Annotated in this window: 18 protein-coding genes; 6 read left to right on the top strand and 12 right to left on the bottom strand. The window is 69.0% G+C overall.

Annotated elements, in window-relative coordinates:
• Positions 1 to 11 precede the first annotated feature (11 nt).
• From F0P95_RS09505 to rlmD, 3 genes are all read right to left on the bottom strand, one after another.
• Positions 12 to 707 (bottom strand): DsbA family oxidoreductase, encoded by a 696-nt coding sequence (locus F0P95_RS09505; RefSeq protein ID WP_182333934.1) that lies wholly within the window; start codon positions 705 to 707, stop codon positions 12 to 14.
• A 26-nt stretch (positions 708 to 733) separates the two neighbouring features.
• On the bottom strand, positions 734 to 1,237 hold the full coding sequence (locus F0P95_RS09500; protein WP_182333932.1) for a CYTH domain-containing protein: 504 nt from the start codon (positions 1,235 to 1,237) through the stop codon (positions 734 to 736).
• 212 nt (positions 1,238 to 1,449) lie between these two features.
• Positions 1,450 to 2,787 (bottom strand): 23S rRNA (uracil(1939)-C(5))-methyltransferase RlmD, encoded by a 1,338-nt coding sequence (rlmD, locus tag F0P95_RS09495; protein WP_182333930.1) that lies wholly within the window; start codon positions 2,785 to 2,787, stop codon positions 1,450 to 1,452.
• A 124-nt stretch (positions 2,788 to 2,911) separates the two neighbouring features.
• Between rlmD and F0P95_RS09490 the strand changes: the two genes are divergently transcribed.
• Complete coding sequence (locus F0P95_RS09490) at positions 2,912 to 3,628, top strand: Hpt domain-containing response regulator (protein WP_182333928.1); 717 nt, start codon at positions 2,912 to 2,914, stop codon at positions 3,626 to 3,628.
• Positions 3,629 to 3,652: 24 nt separating this feature from the next.
• Here F0P95_RS09490 and recO read toward each other — a convergent pair whose 3' ends face one another.
• From recO to rpoE, 9 genes are all read right to left on the bottom strand, one after another.
• The gene (recO, locus tag F0P95_RS09485) at positions 3,653 to 4,375 is read right to left on the bottom strand and encodes a DNA repair protein RecO (protein ID WP_182333926.1); all 723 of its coding nucleotides are present in this window, start codon (positions 4,373 to 4,375) and stop codon (positions 3,653 to 3,655) included.
• Between the two features lie 54 nt (positions 4,376 to 4,429).
• Positions 4,430 to 5,329: a GTPase Era gene (gene era, locus F0P95_RS09480; RefSeq protein WP_182333924.1), complete on the bottom strand. Its 900-nt coding sequence runs from the start codon at positions 5,327 to 5,329 to the stop codon at positions 4,430 to 4,432.
• Positions 5,326 to 6,000: a ribonuclease III gene (gene rnc / locus F0P95_RS09475; protein WP_054664356.1), complete on the bottom strand. Its 675-nt coding sequence runs from the start codon at positions 5,998 to 6,000 to the stop codon at positions 5,326 to 5,328. The genes era and rnc overlap by 4 nt, the downstream gene beginning before the upstream one ends.
• Positions 5,993 to 6,361 (bottom strand): DUF4845 domain-containing protein, encoded by a 369-nt coding sequence (locus tag F0P95_RS09470; protein WP_182333923.1) that lies wholly within the window; start codon positions 6,359 to 6,361, stop codon positions 5,993 to 5,995. Before F0P95_RS09470 ends, rnc begins: the two co-directional genes overlap by 8 nt.
• A 27-nt stretch (positions 6,362 to 6,388) precedes the next feature.
• The gene (gene lepB, locus F0P95_RS09465; protein WP_054664350.1) at positions 6,389 to 7,207 is read right to left on the bottom strand and encodes a signal peptidase I; all 819 of its coding nucleotides are present in this window, start codon (positions 7,205 to 7,207) and stop codon (positions 6,389 to 6,391) included.
• A gap of 43 nt (positions 7,208 to 7,250) precedes the next feature.
• Positions 7,251 to 9,044, bottom strand: a complete 1,794-nt coding sequence (gene lepA, locus F0P95_RS09460; protein WP_182333921.1) for a translation elongation factor 4 — start codon at positions 9,042 to 9,044, stop codon at positions 7,251 to 7,253.
• A 154-nt stretch (positions 9,045 to 9,198) separates the two neighbouring features.
• Positions 9,199 to 10,716, bottom strand: coding sequence for a DegQ family serine endoprotease (locus tag F0P95_RS09455; RefSeq protein ID WP_182333919.1), 1,518 nt, complete (start codon positions 10,714 to 10,716; stop codon positions 9,199 to 9,201).
• A 124-nt stretch (positions 10,717 to 10,840) separates the two neighbouring features.
• A complete protein-coding gene (locus F0P95_RS09450) occupies positions 10,841 to 11,719 on the bottom strand; it encodes a sigma-E factor negative regulatory protein (protein ID WP_182333917.1) in 879 nt (292 codons plus the stop codon).
• Positions 11,716 to 12,336: an RNA polymerase sigma factor RpoE gene (gene rpoE, locus F0P95_RS09445; RefSeq protein WP_182333916.1), complete on the bottom strand. Its 621-nt coding sequence runs from the start codon at positions 12,334 to 12,336 to the stop codon at positions 11,716 to 11,718. Before rpoE ends, F0P95_RS09450 begins: the two co-directional genes overlap by 4 nt.
• A gap of 356 nt (positions 12,337 to 12,692) precedes the next feature.
• Here rpoE and F0P95_RS09440 point away from each other — a divergent pair, with 356 nt between their 5' ends.
• The 5 genes from F0P95_RS09440 to F0P95_RS09420 all read left to right on the top strand — a co-directional run bounded on the left by F0P95_RS09440 (position 12,693) and on the right by F0P95_RS09420 (position 17,945).
• Complete coding sequence (locus F0P95_RS09440; RefSeq protein ID WP_182333914.1) at positions 12,693 to 14,756, top strand: 3-hydroxyacyl-CoA dehydrogenase NAD-binding domain-containing protein; 2,064 nt, start codon at positions 12,693 to 12,695, stop codon at positions 14,754 to 14,756.
• Between the two features lie 297 nt (positions 14,757 to 15,053).
• Positions 15,054 to 15,512 (top strand): azurin, encoded by a 459-nt coding sequence (gene azu / locus F0P95_RS09435; RefSeq protein WP_182333912.1) that lies wholly within the window; start codon positions 15,054 to 15,056, stop codon positions 15,510 to 15,512.
• Positions 15,513 to 15,705: 193 nt separating this feature from the next.
• Entirely contained in the window at positions 15,706 to 17,145 is a 1,440-nt protein-coding gene (ccoN, locus tag F0P95_RS09430) for a cytochrome-c oxidase, cbb3-type subunit I (RefSeq protein WP_054664337.1), read from the top strand.
• Between the two features lie 15 nt (positions 17,146 to 17,160).
• Positions 17,161 to 17,790: a cytochrome-c oxidase, cbb3-type subunit II gene (gene ccoO, locus F0P95_RS09425; protein WP_054664334.1), complete on the top strand. Its 630-nt coding sequence runs from the start codon at positions 17,161 to 17,163 to the stop codon at positions 17,788 to 17,790.
• The gene (locus F0P95_RS09420; protein ID WP_182333910.1) at positions 17,787 to 17,945 is read left to right on the top strand and encodes a cbb3-type cytochrome oxidase subunit 3; all 159 of its coding nucleotides are present in this window, start codon (positions 17,787 to 17,789) and stop codon (positions 17,943 to 17,945) included. The genes ccoO and F0P95_RS09420 overlap by 4 nt, the downstream gene beginning before the upstream one ends.
• Positions 17,946 to 17,949 lie beyond the last annotated feature (4 nt).

Here is a 17,949-nt window from a genome sequence, read left to right as displayed (position 1 = left end):
CGCCCGCCACGTCAGACGCTGCAGCCGTCCGCGCCGCAGGCCGGTTCATCGTTCCCGGCGACCGGCGCCGGCGCCAGCTCGGCGGCGACCTTCTCCAGCACCTGCGCGAACACCTCCGGCGGCTGCGCGCCCTGCACCGCGTAGCGGCCGTTGATGACGAAGGTCGGCACCGACTGGATGCCCAGCGCCTGCGCCTGTCCCAGCCCGGCACGGACCTCGGCCAGCCCCTCGTCCGAGGCCAGCAGGGCCTCGACGCGCGCGGCCGCAATGCCGCCAGCGGCGGCGGCCGCGGCCAGCACCTCAGGGTCGGCCAGGTTGCGGCCCTGCTCGAAATGGGCGCGGAACAGCGCTTCGCCGACCGCTTCCTGTACCCCCTCGCGCCCGGCCAGCCACAGCAGGCGGTGCGCCGGCAGCGTGGTCACCCGGACCTGGCCGCGGTCGAAGTCCATCGGCAGGCCTTCGGCGCGGGCGGTGGACTGGGTCTGCGCCAGCATCTGCGCGGTGCGCTCGGCGCCGCCGAACTTGGCCGCGTAGGCCTCGCGCAGCGGCACCGGGGTGGTGTCGGCGTCCGGATCGAGCAGGAACGGGTGCCAGCGCACCTCCACCTGCGGGGCCTTGTCGCCCATCAGTTCCAGCGCGCGCTGGAAACGGTGCTTGCCGATCCAGCACCAGGGGCAGACCACGTCGGACCAGATGTCGATGCGCATGGGGATTCCTTCGTTTCGATGGGGGTTCAGGCCCGCTCGTCCGCATCCCATCGGGTATAGGGATGCGAGGCCAGCGCGAGGTTGTAGTAACGGGACTGGTCGGTCACTTCGGTGCCGGCCCAGCCGGGTTTGTCGAAGGGCTGTCCGGCATGCTGCAGCTCCACTTCGGCCACCACCAGCCCGGCGTTGTCGCCGAGGAACTCGTCCACCTCCCACAGCAGCCCGCCATGCCTGACCAGGTGGCGGCGCTTGTCGATCAGGCCGCCGACGCACAGCGCCAGCAGCGCGCGCGCCTCGTCCACCGGAATCGGGTAGTCGAACTCCTGGCGGGTATGGCCAAGTTCGCGCGACTTGATGTTCAGGTACGCCGCGTCGCCCTGGATGCGCACCCGCACCGAGGCCTTCTGCGCGCCGCTGTCCATCGCCGCCATGTCATTGATGTAGCCCTGCGCCATCGGGATGACGGCGTGCGCGGCAGCGCGCCAGCCGTCGTCGGTGACCAGGAACTTGCGCTCGATCTCGATGCCCATCCGGAACCTCGTAGGTGTGGATCCCTCACGGAATCAACGCACGTCCATATGCGCGTATTCGACTGGCGCGGATCCCTCGCAGGAACAGCGCACTTCCCTGTGCGCGGATTTCACTTATGCGAGTCCCTCGCAGGAGCTGCGCACATCCCTGTGCGCGGATTTCATTTATGCGAATCCCTCGCAAAAGCAGCGCACATCCCTGTGCGCGGATTTCATTTTTTCTCGAACACCGCGATGCTTTCCACATGCGCGGTGTGCGGGAACATGTCCATCGCACCGGCCGACACCAGGGTGAAGCCCTGCTCATTGACCAGGTAGCCGGCGTCGCGCGCCAGCGAGCCGGGGTGGCAGCTGACGTAGACGATGCGCTTGAACTGTTTGAGCGGCAGCTGCTGCAGCACGTCGATCGCGCCCGAGCGCGGCGGGTCGAGCAGCAGCTTGTCGAAGCCCTGCCGCATCCACGGCGCACCGCGCTGGTCCTGGGTGAGGTCGGCAGCGAAGAACTGCGCGTTGTCCAGCCCGTTGCGCTGCGCGTTTTCCTTCGCCCGCGCCACCAGCCCGGCCTCGCCCTCCACGCCCACCACCTCGCGCACGGTACGCGCCAGCGGCAGGGTGAAGTTGCCCAGACCGCAGAACAGGTCGAGCACGCGCTCGTCCGGCTGCGCATCCAGCAGTGCCAGCGCATGCGCGATCATCTGCTGGTTGAGCTTGGCATTGACCTGGATGAAGTCGAGCGGGCGGAATGCCAGCTCCACGCCCCACTGCGGCAGCGCGAACGACAGCGGCACGCCTTCGGCCGGCCACAACGGATGCACCGACTCCAGTCCGCCCGGCTGCAGGTAGATGGCAAAGCCATGCTGCTGGCCGAACGCCTGCCAGGCCTGCCGGTCCGCATCGGACAGCGGCTGCAGGTGGCGCACGGTCAGGGCGATGGCGGCATCGCCGCCGATGAATTCGATCTGCGGGATGTCGCGCTTGCCGTCCAGGCCCTCGATGAAGGCCGACAGCGCCGCCACCCGGGTACCGATCTCGGGGATCACGGTCAGGCACTGCGACAGGTCGGCGACGAAGCGCGGGTCCTGCTCGCGGAAGCCGACCAGCGTCTTGTCCTTCTTTTCGACCCGGCGCACCGAGAAACGGCCCTTGCGCCGGTAGCCCCAGTTGTCGCCCACCAGCGGCGGCAGCACCGTGCCGGGGCTGACATGGCCGATGCGGGTCAGGTTATCCATCAGCACCTGCTGCTTGGCCACGATCTGCCGGCCCTCGTCCAGGTGCTGCAGCACGCAACCGGCGCAGACGCCGAAATGCGGGCAACGCGGCTGCACCCGGTGCGGCGAGGCGGTGAGCACCTCCACGGTGCGCGCCTCGTCGAAGTGGCGGCTCTTGCCGGTCTGCTCGGCCATCACCGTCTCGCCAGGCAGCGCACCGGCCACGAAGGTCACCTTGCCGCCCTCGCCTTCACGGCGGGCGACGCCGCGGCCGTCATGGCTGAGGTCGAGGATGTCGGTCTGGAACGGGGTCTTGTCTATGCGGGATCTGGATCGGGCCACGTGGCGGAAAGCTGCGGGTTGCGGGGCGTCATTGTCGCAGATGCACATCGGCCTGACTTCCGCCGCTTGCGTGGCCGCGCCACATCGCCAATCATGCCCGGCACGGCTGACATGGAGGCAGCAGATGAATACGCACGCCCAGGGGGATCCACCGCGCCTGCTGCTGGTCGAGGACGACGCGACCAGCCAGGGCTTTTTCAGGGCCGCACTGGAAGCGCTGCCGGCCACGGTCGATGTCGCCGGTTCGGTCGCGCAGGCCTTGCAGATGGGCAGCGCCACCCACTACGACCTGTGGCTGATGGACGTCCATCTCCCCGATGGCAGCGGCCAGGCACTGCTGCAGCGCCTGCGCGCGCTGTACCCGCAGGTCCCGGCGCTGGCGCACACGGCCGACAATGGCGCGGGCGTCCGGCAGTCGCTGCACGCGGCCGGTTTCGAGCGGGTGCTGGTCAAGCCGATGCCCCGCGCCGAGCTGCTCGCCGCGGTCCGCGACTGCCTCGGCCAGGCCGCTGCCGGCCATGCCCCGGCCAGCGAGGACGCCCCCGCGCCGGACTGGGACGAGAGCGCTGCGCTGAGCGCGCTCAATGGCCAGCAGGCCCATGTCGTGGCGCTGCGCGAACTGTTCCTGTCCGAGCTGCCGGTCGCCCGCGACGCCGTTTCGGTGGCGCTGCGCCAGCACGACGACGGCGCCCTGCGCAGGCAACTGCACCGGCTGCAGGCCAGCTGCGGCTTCGTCGGTGCCTCGCGCCTCGGCCGCGCGGTACGGCAGCTGCACCAGGCCCCGGAGTCGGACATGGCGCGGCGCCAGTTCGATGCGGCGGTGAGCGCCCTGCTGCATTGAGCCCGCAGGCCGCCGCGGCGGGAACTAGCTCCCGCCTTTGAGTTCACCCAGCATTTCCCAGGATTTGAGCCCGCGCCCACCCAGATGGTGCAGCAGTACCGCGCGCATCTGCGGCCGCAGGCTGGCCAGGTCGGCCGCCGCCGGCGCCTGGTCGGCCGCCAGCGCCAGCAGCGCCGCACCGGTGGCCAGGCCGCGGCGCTCGGCGGCGCTGCGCTCGCTGAGCAGGCGCAGTGGCCCCTCCTGCGGGTCCAGCCGGTAACGGGCCGCCGGGTCGATGGGCTGCCCGTCCGCGCTGCTGGTCCAGTCGAAACCGAAGCCCAGCGCATCGAGCAGGTCGCGCTCGAAGCGCCGCAGGGTCCACGCCAGCCCGGCCGCATCGGCCAACTGGTCGCGAACCTGGCCATAGGCATGGTGCAGTTCGGGCAAGGGATCGTGGCGCGGCGCCAGCCGCAGCACCAGTTCGTTGACGTAGAAGGCGGCCAGCATCGCCTGTCCATGCAGGCGCGGCGCCGCGTCCTGGCTCTCGGCACGGCGCAGCTGCGCCAGTTCGCCGGTCATCACCGCATCCAGGCGGATCGACTGCAGCGGCTGCAGGGCCGCGCGCAGGAGCTGCTTTTTCGGCCCCTGCACGCCGCGCGCCAGCAGGCCGATGCGGCCGTGCGCGAGCGTCAGCGCCTCGACCAGCAGGCTGGTCTCGCGCCAGGGGCGCGCATGCAGCACATAGGCGGGTTCGTCGTCGATCCGCATTGGCGCTCGCTGCGGGCGCGGGCGGACGGTCCGCCCGGCACGCCCGCCTGCCGGTTACTCGCCGTACCCGAAGGCCCTGAGCGCGGCTTCGTCGTCCGACCAGCCTTCGCGCACGCGCACCCAGGTTTCCAGGAACACCTTGGCGCCGAACAGCCGCTCCATCTGCAGGCGGGCCTTGGCACCGATTTCCTTCAGGCGCGTGCCGCCCTTGCCGATCACGATGGCCTTCTGGCCCTCGCGCTCGACCCAGATCACCGCACCGATGCGCAGCAGGTTGCCGTCCTCGGCAAAGCGCTCGATCTCCACCGTGGTCGCATACGGCAGCTCCTCGCCCAGCTGGCGCATCAGCTGCTCGCGCACCAGTTCGCCGGCCAGGAAACGCTGGCTGCGGTCGGTGATCTCGTCCTCGCCGAACATCGGCGGGGCCTCGGGCAGCAGCTTGAGCACGTCGCGCACCAGCGCTTCCAGGCCGCTGCGCTTCTGCGCCGAGATCGGGTGTACGCCGGCGAAATCGCGGCCTTCGGTGATCTCCTGCAGGAACGGCAGCAGCCCGCCCTTGTCCTTCAGGCGGTCGACCTTGTTGACCACCAGCAGCACCGGGATGCCGGCGTCGCGCAGCACGTTGAAGGCCAGCGTGTCCTCTTCGTCCCAGCGCCCGGCCTCGATCACCAGCAGGCCGGCGTCCACGCCTTCCAGGGAGCTGCGCGCGGCGCGGTTCATCACCCGGTTCATCGCCCGCTTCTGCTGGCGGTGCAGCCCGGGGGTATCGACCAGCACCAGCTGCCCCTCGGGGAAGGTGGCGATGCCCAGCAGGCGGTGGCGCGTGGTCTGCGGCCGGTTGGAGACGATGCTGACCTTGGCGCCCACCAGGGCGTTGGTCAGGGTCGATTTGCCGACATTGGGGCGGCCGATGACGGCGACGCTGCCACAGCGGTGGGAGGAGGTGTCGTTCACTTGGAATCCAGTTGCTCTATCGCGGCCGCAGCCGCCTGTTGTTCGGCCAGCCGCCGGGAGCTGCCTTCGCCCTCGGTGGTCACGTCCGGGTCGGTCAGGCGGCAGCGTACCCGGAAATGCCGGGCATGGTCATCGCCGGTTTCCGATACCAGTTCATACACCGGCAGCGGTTTCTGCCGCGCCTGCAGCCATTCCTGCAGGCGGGTCTTGGGGTCTTTTTCGGGTTTGCCGACCGGCACCGCGGCCATCGGCGCGTCGAACCAGGGCAGCACCCGCGCGCGGCAGGCCTCGAAACCGGCGTCCAGGTAGATCGCCGCCACCACCGCCTCGAAGGCATCGGCCAGGATCGAGTCGCGGCGGTGGCCGCCGGACTTCATCTCACCGGGCCCCAGGGTCAGGCGCTGGCCCAGTTCCAGGGTACGGGCCATGGCCGCCAGCGCGCCTTCGCACACCAGCGCCGCCCGCGCCCGGGTCAAGGCGCCTTCGTCGGCCTTGGGCCAGCGGGCGAACAGGGCCTCGGCCACGATCAGGTTGACGATGCTGTCGCCCAGGAATTCCAGGCGCTCGTTGTGCGGCGCGCCCGCGCTGCGATGGGTCAGGGCCTGCTGCAGCAGACCCGGATCCCGGAACGGGTGGCCGATGCGGTCACCCCGCGTCACCGTCCTACTCACCGTGCGAGGTCAGGTCCTGGGAGTTCTCGAAATGGCCGACGATGTCGAGGTTGCCGACCAGCGAGCGGCGCACTTCATAGCTCACGTTCATGCGCACCCCGCCATCGATGCGGTCGAACTTGATGTTGTCGCGCTTGACGCTGTCCGAGTAGTTCATGTCCATGCGCTTGAAGAACAGTTCCTGCGCCTTGGCCGGATCGGACGTGCCCGGTTCCCTGGCCAGGGCCTTCATCGAGGTCTTGACCGCGTAGAACTCCTGGTACATCGGGAACAGCTTCATGCCGACGTACAGGGCGAAACCGACCACGGCCAGCACCATCAGGAACGACGTCAGCGTCATGCCGCCTTGCTTGCGATTCATAGCGTTCTCCCCCGGGTTGCGCCTAGGTTACTGGATGCCGGAACCGATCCGCGACGGCTCGAAGCCGTCCTTGCAGAACCAGCCACTGCAGTTGAGCCAGATCAGGAACGCCTTGCCGCGCAGGTTCTGCTCCGGCAGGAAGCCCCAGAAACGGCCGTCGTCGCTGTTGTCGCGGTTGTCGCCCATGACCAGGTACTGGCCCTGCGGCACCTGCCAGTCGCCCTGGCCGGCCGGGTTGGCGCGGCCCAGGTACTCCAGCACGGTATGCGTGCGGCCCGGCAATGCCTCGCTGAGCAGGGTGGCGCCGTTCATTTCGGCGCCGCGGCCCTTGCCCACGTACTCGCCCTTGACCTCGTAGGCCAGCGGCTGGCCATTGATCGACAGGGTGTCGCCGTGGAAGCCGATGCGGTCGCCCGGCAGGCCGATGACGCGCTTGATGAAGTTCTCGCCGCGCTGCGGGTCGCCGGGCATGTCCGGATGGCCCGGGAACTGGAATACCACCACGTCGCCACGACGCGGCTCGCCGGTCGGGATCACCTTGGTGTTGGTGATCGGCAGGCGGATGCCATAGGCGAACTTGTTGACCAGGATGAAATCGCCGATCAGCAGGTTGGGCATCATCGAGCTGGACGGGATCTTGTACGGCTCGGCGATGAAGCTGCGCAGCACCAGCACCACCGCCAGCACCGGGAAGAACGCGCGCGAGTAATCGACGAGCGCCGGTTCCTCGCTGTCCAGCAGCCCGCCCTTGGTCGCGCGGCGCTTGGCCAGGAACAACTTGTCCAGCAGCAGGACCAGGCCCGAACCCAGGGTCAGCACCACCAGGGCGATTTCAAACCATTTCATTCGTCATCCTTCGCTATGCACGGGACCCGGCGGCAGGCGCCGGTCACTTGTTGTCCATCTGCAGCACGGCCAGGAAGGCTTCCTGCGGGATCTCCACGCGGCCGACCTGCTTCATGCGCTTCTTGCCTTCCTTCTGCTTCTCAAGAAGCTTCTTCTTGCGCGAAATGTCGCCACCATAGCACTTGGCCAGCACGTTCTTGCGCATCGCCTTGACCGTGGTACGGGCAATGATCTGCGAGCCGACGGCGGCCTGGATGGCGACGTCGAACATCTGCCGCGGGATCAGGTCCTTCATCTTCTCGCACAGCTCGCGGCCGCGGCGGTCGGCGTGGCTGCGGTGCACGATCAGCGACAGCGCGTCGACCTTGTCGCCGTTGATCAGCACGTCCACGCGCACGAACGGACCGGCCTCGAAACGCACGAAGTGGTAGTCCAGCGACGCGTAGCCGCGGCTGACCGACTTGAGCTTGTCGAAGAAGTCCAGCACCACCTCGGCCATCGGCAGCTCGTAGCTGATCTGCACCTGGCTGCCCAGGTAATTGATGCCGATCTGGCTGCCGCGCTTTTCCTCGCACAGCTTGATGATGTTGCCGATGTACTCCTCGGGCGTGAGCACGTTGGCGCGGATGATCGGCTCGCGGATCTCCTCGACCTGGTTGACCGGCGGCAGCTTGGCGGGGTTGTCCATCATCACGATGGAGCCGTCGCTCTTGAGCACCTCGTAGACCACGGTCGGCGCGGTGCTGATCAGGTCCAGGTCGTACTCGCGCTCCAGGCGCTCCTGCACGATCTCCATGTGCAGCATGCCGAGGAAGCCGCAGCGGAAGCCGAAGCCCATCGCCTCGGAGCTTTCCGGCTCGAAACGCAGCGCGGCGTCGTTCAGGCGCAGCTTGTCCAGCGCCTCGCGCAGGTCCGGGTAGTCCTCGGCGTCGACCGGGAACAGGCCGGCGAACACGCGCGGCTGCATTTCCTGGAAACCGGGCAGCGGCGCCGGCGCCGGGTCGGCGGCCAGGGTCAGGGTGTCGCCGACCGGCGCGCCGTGCACGTCCTTGATCGACGCGGTGATCCAGCCCACCTCGCCGGCCGACAGCCTGCCGGTGACCTTGCGCTTGGGGGTGAACACGCCCACCGCGTCGACCTGGTGGTTGCGGCCGGTGGACATGACCAGCAGCTTGTCGCCGGTCTTGACCTCGCCCTGCATCACCCGCACCAGCGAGACCACGCCCAGGTAATTGTCGAACCAGGAGTCGATGATCAGCGCCTGCAGCTTGTCGGTATCGCGCGGGGCCGGCGGCGGGATGCGGTGCACAATGGCCTCCAGCACCTCCTCCACGTTCAGGCCGGTCTTGGCCGACACCGGCACCGCGTCGGTGGCGTCGATGCCGATCACCGCCTCGATCTCGGCCTTGGCACGCTCGGTATCGGCGGTCGGCAGGTCGATCTTGTTCAGCACCGGCACCACTTCCAGGCCCATTTCGACCGCGGTGTAGCAGTTGGCCACGGACTGGGCTTCCACGCCCTGCGCCGCGTCCACCACCAGCAGCGCGCCCTCGCAGGCGGCCAGCGAACGGCTGACTTCATAGGAGAAGTCGACGTGGCCAGGGGTGTCGATGAAGTTCAGGTAGTAGGTTTCGCCATTGCGCGCGGTGTACGGCAACGACACCGACTGCGCCTTGATGGTGATGCCACGCTCGCGCTCGATCGGGTTGTTGTCCAGGACCTGCGCTTCCATCTCGCGCGCGGTCAGGCCGCCACAGATCTGGATGATGCGGTCGGCCAGGGTGGACTTGCCATGGTCGACGTGGGCGATGATGGAGAAATTGCGGATGTTCCGCATCGAATCGGCAGACATAAGGTGGCGGCGGCGCGGCGCGTCGTCAGGATAACGCGCCATTATCGCACGCCAGGCGGCCAGCCCGCACAGACCGCCGGCCCGGACGGCAGGAGCCGCCCGGAGGCGGCCCCTGCGTACAGCTTGATGAAGGCCGGGTTCAGCCGCCGGCCCGGACCGCGACGAAGGCGCTGTTGCCGCCCGCCCGCACCAGCAGCATCACCACGTCGCCCTTCCTGTAGCCGGCCAGCTCGCGGTTGAGCGCGGCCACGCTGCCGACCGGGGTCCGGCCGACCTGCAGCACCACCATGCCCGGCGACAGCCGCGCCTCGCGCGCCGCCTGGCTGTTCACCGCGGTGATGCGCACGCCCTCGCCGGCGTCCAGCCCCAGTTGCCGGCGCTCGGCGGCCGTCAGGTCGGCCACCTCCAGCCCCAGCAGGGCATTGGCGCCGGCCTGCGGCTTGTCGCCGCCGGCCGCGGCCGGGGCATTGGCCGGGCGTGCCGCGTCCTCGGCCAGTTCGGTCAGGGTCACGCTGATCTCGCGCGGCTTGCCGTCGCGCAGGATGCCCAGCCGGACCTTGCTGCCCGGCGGCATCGCGCCGATCAGCGGCGGCAGGTCGCTGGAGGCGGCGATCTCGGTGCCGTTGACCGAGCGGATGACGTCGCCGACTTCCAGGCCCGCCTTGCGGGCCGGGCTGTCCTCGACCATCTGGTTGACCAGCGCGCCACGGCTGTCCGGCATGCCGAGCCCCTGGGCCTTGAGCGAGTCGAGCGGCTCGACCACCACGCCCAGCTGGCCACGGCTGACCTTGCCGGTCTTCTTGATCTGCTCCACCGCGCTCATCGCCAGGTCGATCGGGATGGCGAAGCTGATGCCCATGTAGCCACCGGACGCCGAGAAGATCTGCGAATTGATGCCGACCACCTCGCCGCGGGTATTGAGCAGCGGGCCGCCGGAATTGCCCTGGTTGATCGCCACGTCGGTCTGGATGAACGGCACGTAGCGCTGCTCGGCGTAGGGGTTGCTGCGGCCGGTGGCGCTGACGATGCCGGCGGTGACCGAATGGTCCAGGCCGAACGGCGAGCCGATCGCCACCACCCACTGGCCGGGCTTGAGCGTATTGGAATCGCCCACGCGCACGGTCGGCAGGCCCTTGGCGTCGATCTTCAGCAGCGCCACGTCGTACTGCTCGTCGCTGCCGACGACCTTGGCGTCGAACTCGCGGCGGTCGCTGAGCTTGACCTTGACCGTCTCGGCGCCGTCGATCACGTGGTGATTGGTCAGCACGTAGCCGTCGGCGGAAATGATGAAGCCCGAGCCCATGCCGCGGCCGCGCGGGCCGTCTTCCGGCGCCTCGCGGGGCATCTGGAAGTCCGGGCCGAAGAAGCGCCGGAAGAAGTCCGGCAACTGGTCCATGTCCGGCCGCGCGCCGCCCGCCATGCGCGGACCGCGCCGCGGGCCGATCACGGTTTCCACGTTCACCACGCCGGGCCCGACCCGGTCCACCAGCTGGGTGAAATCGGGCAGGCCGCTGACCAGCTGCGGGGCCGGCGCCGCCGGGCGCGCGGCGACCGCCTGCTCGGCGGGGGCGGTGGGAGCATTGCTCTGGGCACAGGCGACCAGCGGCAGGGTCATTGCCAGCAGGCCGAACAGCCGCGTATGGATACGGTGGGTCATCAGACTCGAGCCTCCGATTGGAAAGTGAAGAAACACGCTCCGCCCGGCATCGAGCGCCAGACGGGGAAATCCCGGGAAACCGCACCGGCCGCGCATGGCCGCCGGTGCGGGAAGAAGCACCGGCTCAGGGCCGCGCCGGCTGCGCGTCCGGCGCCGGCTGCCCACCCTGGGATGGCAGCCGCGGCTCGAACGGGTAGAAGGTCGCCCCGCCTTCCGTCGGCGCGCTGGCATTCAAGGCGGTGCCCGACAGCGCCGGCGACAGGCTCGAGCGCGGCCATGGACGCGCCTGCAGCACGCCGCCAGGGTCGGCGAACGGATCGCGACGGAGCGCCGGCAGCGGTGCCTGCGCAGCCACTGCGCGCGCCGGCTCGGCCTGGCGCGCGGCCACGCTGCGCGCCGCCTGCTGGGTACGGGTGGCGCTGCCACGCCGCACCGATGCATCCGCACGCCGCAGCGCCACGGCGGCCACGGCCGGCGCCGCGGCGGCCAGCCCGGCCTCGGTGCCGGCCTCGGTACCGGCACCCGCGGCCGGGTCGGCATCGGCCACCACCGTGGCCGCCGGAACCTGGGCGGCGGTGGCGATCACGGTCTCCGGCACGGCCGGCCCGGGCAGCTGCCCGCGCGCCATGAACAGGGCCACGGCCGCGACCGAGGCCGCCAGCGCGGCGCCCCCGCCCCAGCGCCGCCAGCCACCGCGACGCGCCTGCCGTTCGGATGCCGGGGATACCCGTCCCGCCTCGGCGGCGATCGCCGCGTGGATCCTGAGGTCGAAGCCGGCCGGTGCCGGGGCGCAGGCCTGGCCGCGCAGGACGTCGCCCAGCAGCTGCCAGCGCTCCTGGCAGCCGGACAACTCGCCGTCGTGCTCGAGCCGGCGCAGCAGGAAACGCGCCTCGTCGGTGGGCAGCTCGCCGTCGACCAGCGCCGACAACTGCTGCCGGTAATGAAGTTCGAACTTGTCGGCGGTATTGCCCGCCGCCGCATCGACGCGGCCGGAAGCATTCATGCGCGGCTCCTTTCACGGGTGGCGCTGGCGGTATCCAGCAGCGGACGCAACTGCACGTCGATGGCCTCGCGGGCACGGAATATCCGCGAACGCACGGTGCCGATCGGGCAGCCCATCCTGTGTGCGATTTCCTCGTAGCTCATGCCTTCCACCTCTCGCAACGTGATGGCCGAACGCAGCTCCTCGGGAAGCGCGTCGACCGCCTTCATCACGGTCTGTTCCAGTTCCTGCCGCATCAGTTCGCGTTCGGGCGTGTCGGTGTCGCGCAGGCGCGCGCCGGCGTCGAACTGCTCGGCGTCGCCGATATCGACGTCGTCGGTCGGCGGGCGCCGGTTGTGCGCGGCAAGGTAATTCTTGGCGGTATTCACTGCGATTCGATGCAACCAGGTATAGAACTGGGCGTCGCCACGGAAATTCCCGATCGCGCGGTAGGCGCGGACGAAAGTGTCCTGGGCCACGTCCTGACATTCACTCCAGTCGGCGATGTAGCGCCCGATCAGCGCGACGATGCGGTGCTGGTACTTGCGCACCAGGACATCGAACGCCGCGCTTTCGCCGCGCTGCACGCGCCGGACCAGCTCCAGATCCAGCTCCTGCGGTATTTCAACCTCGGCCATAAAGGGCCGCACTCCTGTCAGCCCAACCGACGTCGGGCAATGAGACCGCCTGTGGCGGAAAAAGTTCAGCGTCCGGTCCCCGGAGCGCCGCACCGTCCTTCAGAGCATGTTTACATTGCGGCCGCAGCGCCCATGGCCGGCGCGCGCGGCACCCGGGCATGGCGGCCACCGCCCCCCGCGCCACGACGAAGCGCGCGGCGGGCATGTACACGCCCTGCAACCTGCGTTCGTATAGCCTGTCGGCGACAACCGGCCGGCGCGAACGCCCCTGCATCCCAAGCATTGGGATTTGACGCCGGGGAAACAACCTCTGGATCATAGCGGTCTTCTCCATACACAACCGGATGGAACGTCCCATGCTTTCAGGTTTCGATGGGCTCCGCTTCACTCACTGGCAGGCCGAGATCCGCGACGACGGCTTCGTCGTGCTCGCCCTGGACCGCCGCGACAGTCCGGTCAACGCGATGTCCCAGGACGTGCTGCTGGAGCTGGGCGACATCGTCGAACGGCTGGCGATCGACCCGCCCAAGGGCGTGGTGGTCCGTTCGGCCAAGGCCGCCGGCTTCATCGCCGGCGCCGACCTCAAGGAGTTCCAGGAGTTCGACCGCCGCGGCACCGTCAACGACGCCATCCGCCGCGGCCAGTCCACCTACCAGAAGCTGGCCGAGCTGCCCTGCCCCACCGTCGCCGCGATCCACGGCCATTGCCTGGGCGGCGGCACCGAACTGGCCCTGGCCTGCCGCTACCGCGTGGCGTCCAGCGATCCGTCCACCCGCATCGGCCTGCCCGAGACCCAATTGGGCATCTTCCCGGGCTGGGGCGGCAGCGCGCGCCTGCCGCGCCTGGTCGGCGCCCCGGCGGCGATGGACATGATGCTGACCGGGCGCACCCTGTCGGCCTCGGCCGCGCGCGGCATCGGCCTGGTCGACAAGGTCGCCGCACCGGCGGTCCTGGTCGACGCGGCGATATCGCTGCTGCAGTCGGGCGTGACCCGGCCGTTCAAGCAGCGTGCCACCGCCTGGGCCACCAACACCTGGCTGGCACGCCGGATCCTGGCGCCGCAGATGGCCAGGCAGGTCGCGCGCAAGGCGAAAAAGGAGCATTACCCGGCGCCGTACGCGCTGATCTCGACCTGGGAGCGCAGCGGCGGCAGCGGTATCCAGGCACGCCTGGACGCCGAGCGCCGCGCGGTGGTCAAGCTCGCCGGCGGCCCGACCGCGCGCAACCTGATCCGCATCTTCTTCCTGACCGAGCGGCTCAAGGCCCTGGGCGGCAAGGCGCCGGACATCCGCCATGTGCATGTGGTCGGTGCCGGGGTGATGGGCGGCGACATCGCCGCGTGGGCGGCCTACAAGGGGTTCGACGTGACCCTGCAGGACCGCGAACAGCGCTTCATCGACCCCGCCATGGCCCGCGCCCAGGCCCTGTTCGAGAAAAAGGTGAAGGACCCGGCCAGGCGCCCGGAAGTGGCGGCACGGCTGAAGCCCGACCTGGCCGGTGACGGCGTGGCCAGCGCCGACCTGGTGATCGAGGCGATCATCGAGAACCCGGAAGCCAAGCGCGAGCTGTACCAGGCGCTGGAGCCGCGGCTGAAGGCCGACGCGCTGCTGACCACCAACACCTCCTCGATCCCGCTGGACGAGCTGCGCGAACACATCGCGCAGCCGGCCCGGTTCGCCGGCCTGCACTATTTCAACCCGGTGGCGCAGATGCCGTTGGTGGAGATCATCCACCACGACCGCATGGCGCCGGAGACCGAACAGCGGCTGGCCGCGTTCTGCAAGGCGCTGGGCAAGTTCCCGGTGCCGGTGGCCGGCACCCCCGGGTTCCTGGTCAACCGGGTGCTGTTCCCGTACATGCTGGAGGCGGCCACCGCCTATGCCGAGGGTATCCCCGGCCCGGTGATCGACCGCGCCGCGGTGAAGTTCGGCATGCCGATGGGCCCGATCGAACTGCTCGACACCGTCGGCCTGGACGTGGCCGCCAGCGTCGGCACGGAGCTGGCGCCATTCCTGGGCCTGCAGATCCCGGCCGCGCTGGCCGCCGTGGAGCCGGGCAAGCGCGGCAAGAAGGACGGCCAGGGCATCTACAAGTGGGAAAACGGCCGCGCGGTGAAGCCGGAAGTGGCCAGGGACTACCAGGCGCCGTCGGACCTGGAGGACCGCCTGATCCTGCCGCTGCTCAACGAGGCGGTGACCTGCCTGCACGACGGCGTGGTGGCCGATGCCGACCTGCTCGATGCCGGGGTGATCTTCGGCACCGGCTTCGCGCCGTTCCGCGGCGGCCCGATCCAGCACGTCCGCGCCACCGGCGCCGATGCCCTGGTGGAAAAACTCCGGACCCTGCAGGCACGCCACGGCGACCGTTTCGCGCCGCGTCCGGGCTGGGACATGCCGGTCCTGCGCGCGCCCATTGCCTGACCGGCCGGGCCGGCAGGAAGGCCCCCCGGGGCGGCGCGGCGGCCCCGGGAGTTCGCTGCCGCATCCATCCATCGACCCTGCCGCCGCTGCGGCGGCAGCGGCCGCGCGCGCAGCGGTGGATGGCGGATGAACGCATGGCGCGCCGGCATGCGCCAGCGCTGGATTGATTGACCCAGATCAAGGCGATGAAGCCCGCCTGGAACGACTCTATGCGCGTCGTCTGGCGCAGTGTCGCGCCAGACCGTGACGAGCAGGCCACGCGCCGCGTCCATTGCCTATCCCACAGGAGCAACACCCATGAAAACCTCGCGCCGTCTTCTCCTCGCCCTGGCCCTCGTCGGCGCTGCGGGCGCGGCCCAGGCTGCCGGCAACTGCACCGTTTCGCTCAAGGGCAACGATGCGATGCAGTTCGATCTCAAGGAAGCCACCGTTTCGGCCAGCTGCGCCACCGTCACCATCGAGCTGACCCACACCGGCAAGCTCCCGGCCACCGCCATGGGCCACAACGTGGTGGTCTCCACCACCGCCGACATGGCCGGCGTCAACCGTGACGCGATCCGTGCCGGCGTCGCCAACAACTACGTGCCGGCCAAGGACGCGCGGGTGATCGCCCACACCACCCTGATCGGCGGCGGGCAGAAGACCCAGGTCCGCTTCCCGGGCAACAAGCTCACCGCCGGCGGCGACTACAGCTTCTACTGCTCGTTCCCGGGCCATTCGGCCATGATGAAGGGCAAGCTGGTCGTAACCCGCTGATTCCCCTCGCAACGCATACGGAGGCCCGGGCGACCCTGTCGCCCGGGCCTCCGTCATATACTGTTCAGCATGGCATCCACGGTTCACCCCTGGATGGCTGCAACCCGCCCGGGACACGCATTGATTCAAGTCAATGCCCGGAGTGCTCCACACGGTGGATGATTTCCCCCGTTCAGACCGAGGATCAGGCCGCATGCAAAGCGTGCAGGGGACGTATAACGACAAGGTGGTGCGCCAGTTCGCGGTGATGACCGTGGTCTGGGGCATCGTGGGCATGCTGGTAGGCGTGATCATCGCCGCCCAGCTTTACTGGCCGACGCTCGGCGAAGGCATACCGTGGCTCAGCTACGGGCGGCTGCGACCACTGCATACCAATGCGGTGATCTTCGCCTTCGGCGGCTGCGCACTGATAGCGACCAGCCTGCACGTGGTGCAGCGCACCTGCCACGTCCGGCTGATATCGGACAAGCTGGCGGCCTTCGTGTTCTGGGGCTGGCAGCTGGTGATCGTGGCCGCGGCCATCACCCTGCCGCTGGGTTACACCCAGGGCAAGGAATACGCCGAGCTGGAATGGCCGATCGACATCCTGATCGCCGCGGTGTGGGTGGCCTACGCGGTGCTGTTCATCGGCACCATCGCCAAGCGCCGGGTCAAGCACATCTACGTGGCGAACTGGTTCTACGCCAGCTTCATCATCGCCATCGCGCTGCTGCACATCGTCAACAACATCTCCATCCCGGCCGGTCCGACCAAGTCCTACTCGGTCTACAGCGGCGCGGTGGATGCGATGGTGCAGTGGTGGTACGGCCATAACGCGGTGGGCTTCTTCCTGACCGCCGGCTTCCTGGGAATGATGTACTACTTCGTGCCCAAGCAGGCCGGCCGCCCGGTGTACTCCTACCGGCTGTCGATCGTGCACTTCTGGGCGCTGATCGCGGTCTACATGTGGGCCGGCCCGCACCACCTGCAGTACACCGCCCTGCCCGACTGGGCGCAGTCCCTGGGCATGGTGTTCTCGCTGATCCTGCTGGCCCCGTCGTGGGGTGGCGCGATCAACGGCGTGCTGACCCTGTCCGGCGTGTGGCACAAGCTGCGCACCGACCCGATCCTGAAGTTCCTGATCGTGGCGGTGTCGTTCTACATGATCGCGACCTTCGAAGGCCCGATGATGTCGATCAAGACGGTCAATTCGCTCTCCCACTACACCGACTGGACCGTGGGCCACGTCCACGCCGGCGCGCTGGGCTGGGTGGCGATGATCTCGATCGGCTCGATCTACGCGCTGATGCCCAAACTGCTGGGCCGCGAGCAGATGTATTCGGTCAAGGCCATCGACACGCACTTCTGGCTGCACACCATCGGCGTGGTGCTCTACATCGCCTCGATGTGGATCGCCGGCGTGATGCAGGGCCTGATGTGGCGCGCGACCAACGACGACGGCACCCTGACCTACACCTTCGTCGAATCGCTGAAGTTCACCTATCCGTACTACCTGATCCGCCTCGGCGGCGGCCTGGTCGTGCTGAGCGGCATGTGCCTGATGGCCTGGAACGTCTGGCGTACCTGGCGTACCGCCCCCGCGATCGAACCGCAGCCGCTGCTGCCCGTCGACGCCTCCGAAGTGCGTGCCTGAGGAGGAAGGAACCCCATGAGCGAGAACAAGAATCCCCACGAGAAAGTCGAGAAGAACGTCGGCCTGATGGCGGTGCTGATCGCGGTCGCCGTGTCGTTCGGCGGCCTGGCCGAGATCGTGCCGCTGATGTTCCAGGCCGAGGCGATCAAGCCACTGGAGGGCGTCGAGCCCTACCCGGCGCTGGAACTGGCCGGCCGTGACGTCTACGTCCGCGAAGGCTGCTACAACTGCCATTCGCAGATGGTGCGCACCCTGCGCTTCGAGACCGAGCGCTACGGCCACTACTCGCTGGCGGGCGAATCGGTCTACGACCGTCCCTTCCAGTGGGGCAGCAAGCGCACCGGCCCGGACCTGGCGCGTGTCGGCGGTCGTTATTCCGATGCCTGGCACCGCGTGCACCTGATCAATCCGCGCGACGTGGTGCCCGAGTCGAACATGCCCAGCTTCCCATGGCTGGAGAAGAACCAGGTCGACGGCGCCACCGTGACCCGGCACATGAGCGCGCTCAAGGCCCTGGGCGACCCCTACAGCGACGAGCAGATCGCCAGCGCCGCAGAGGACGTCAAGGGCAAGACCGAGCTGGACGCGGTCGTCGCCTACCTGCAGGGACTGGGCCGGCATGCGCCGCGGGGAGGCCAGCAATGATCTCCGGCATCGTGACCGCGCTGCTGCTGGTGCTGTTCATCGGCGGCTGGATCTGGGCCTGGAGCCCGAAGCGCAAGCGTGAGTTCGAGGATGCGGCACGCCTGCCGCTGGAAGATGACAACGTGCAATACGGCAACGGGGGAGAGCGCGGATGATGAG

This window comes from Stenotrophomonas acidaminiphila, assembly GCF_014109845.1.
GTDB classification, from domain to species: Bacteria; Pseudomonadota; Gammaproteobacteria; order Xanthomonadales; family Xanthomonadaceae; genus Stenotrophomonas; species Stenotrophomonas acidaminiphila.
Note: the sequence above shows the minus strand (reverse complement) of the source record. Positions and strands in the feature narration are given on the sequence as shown.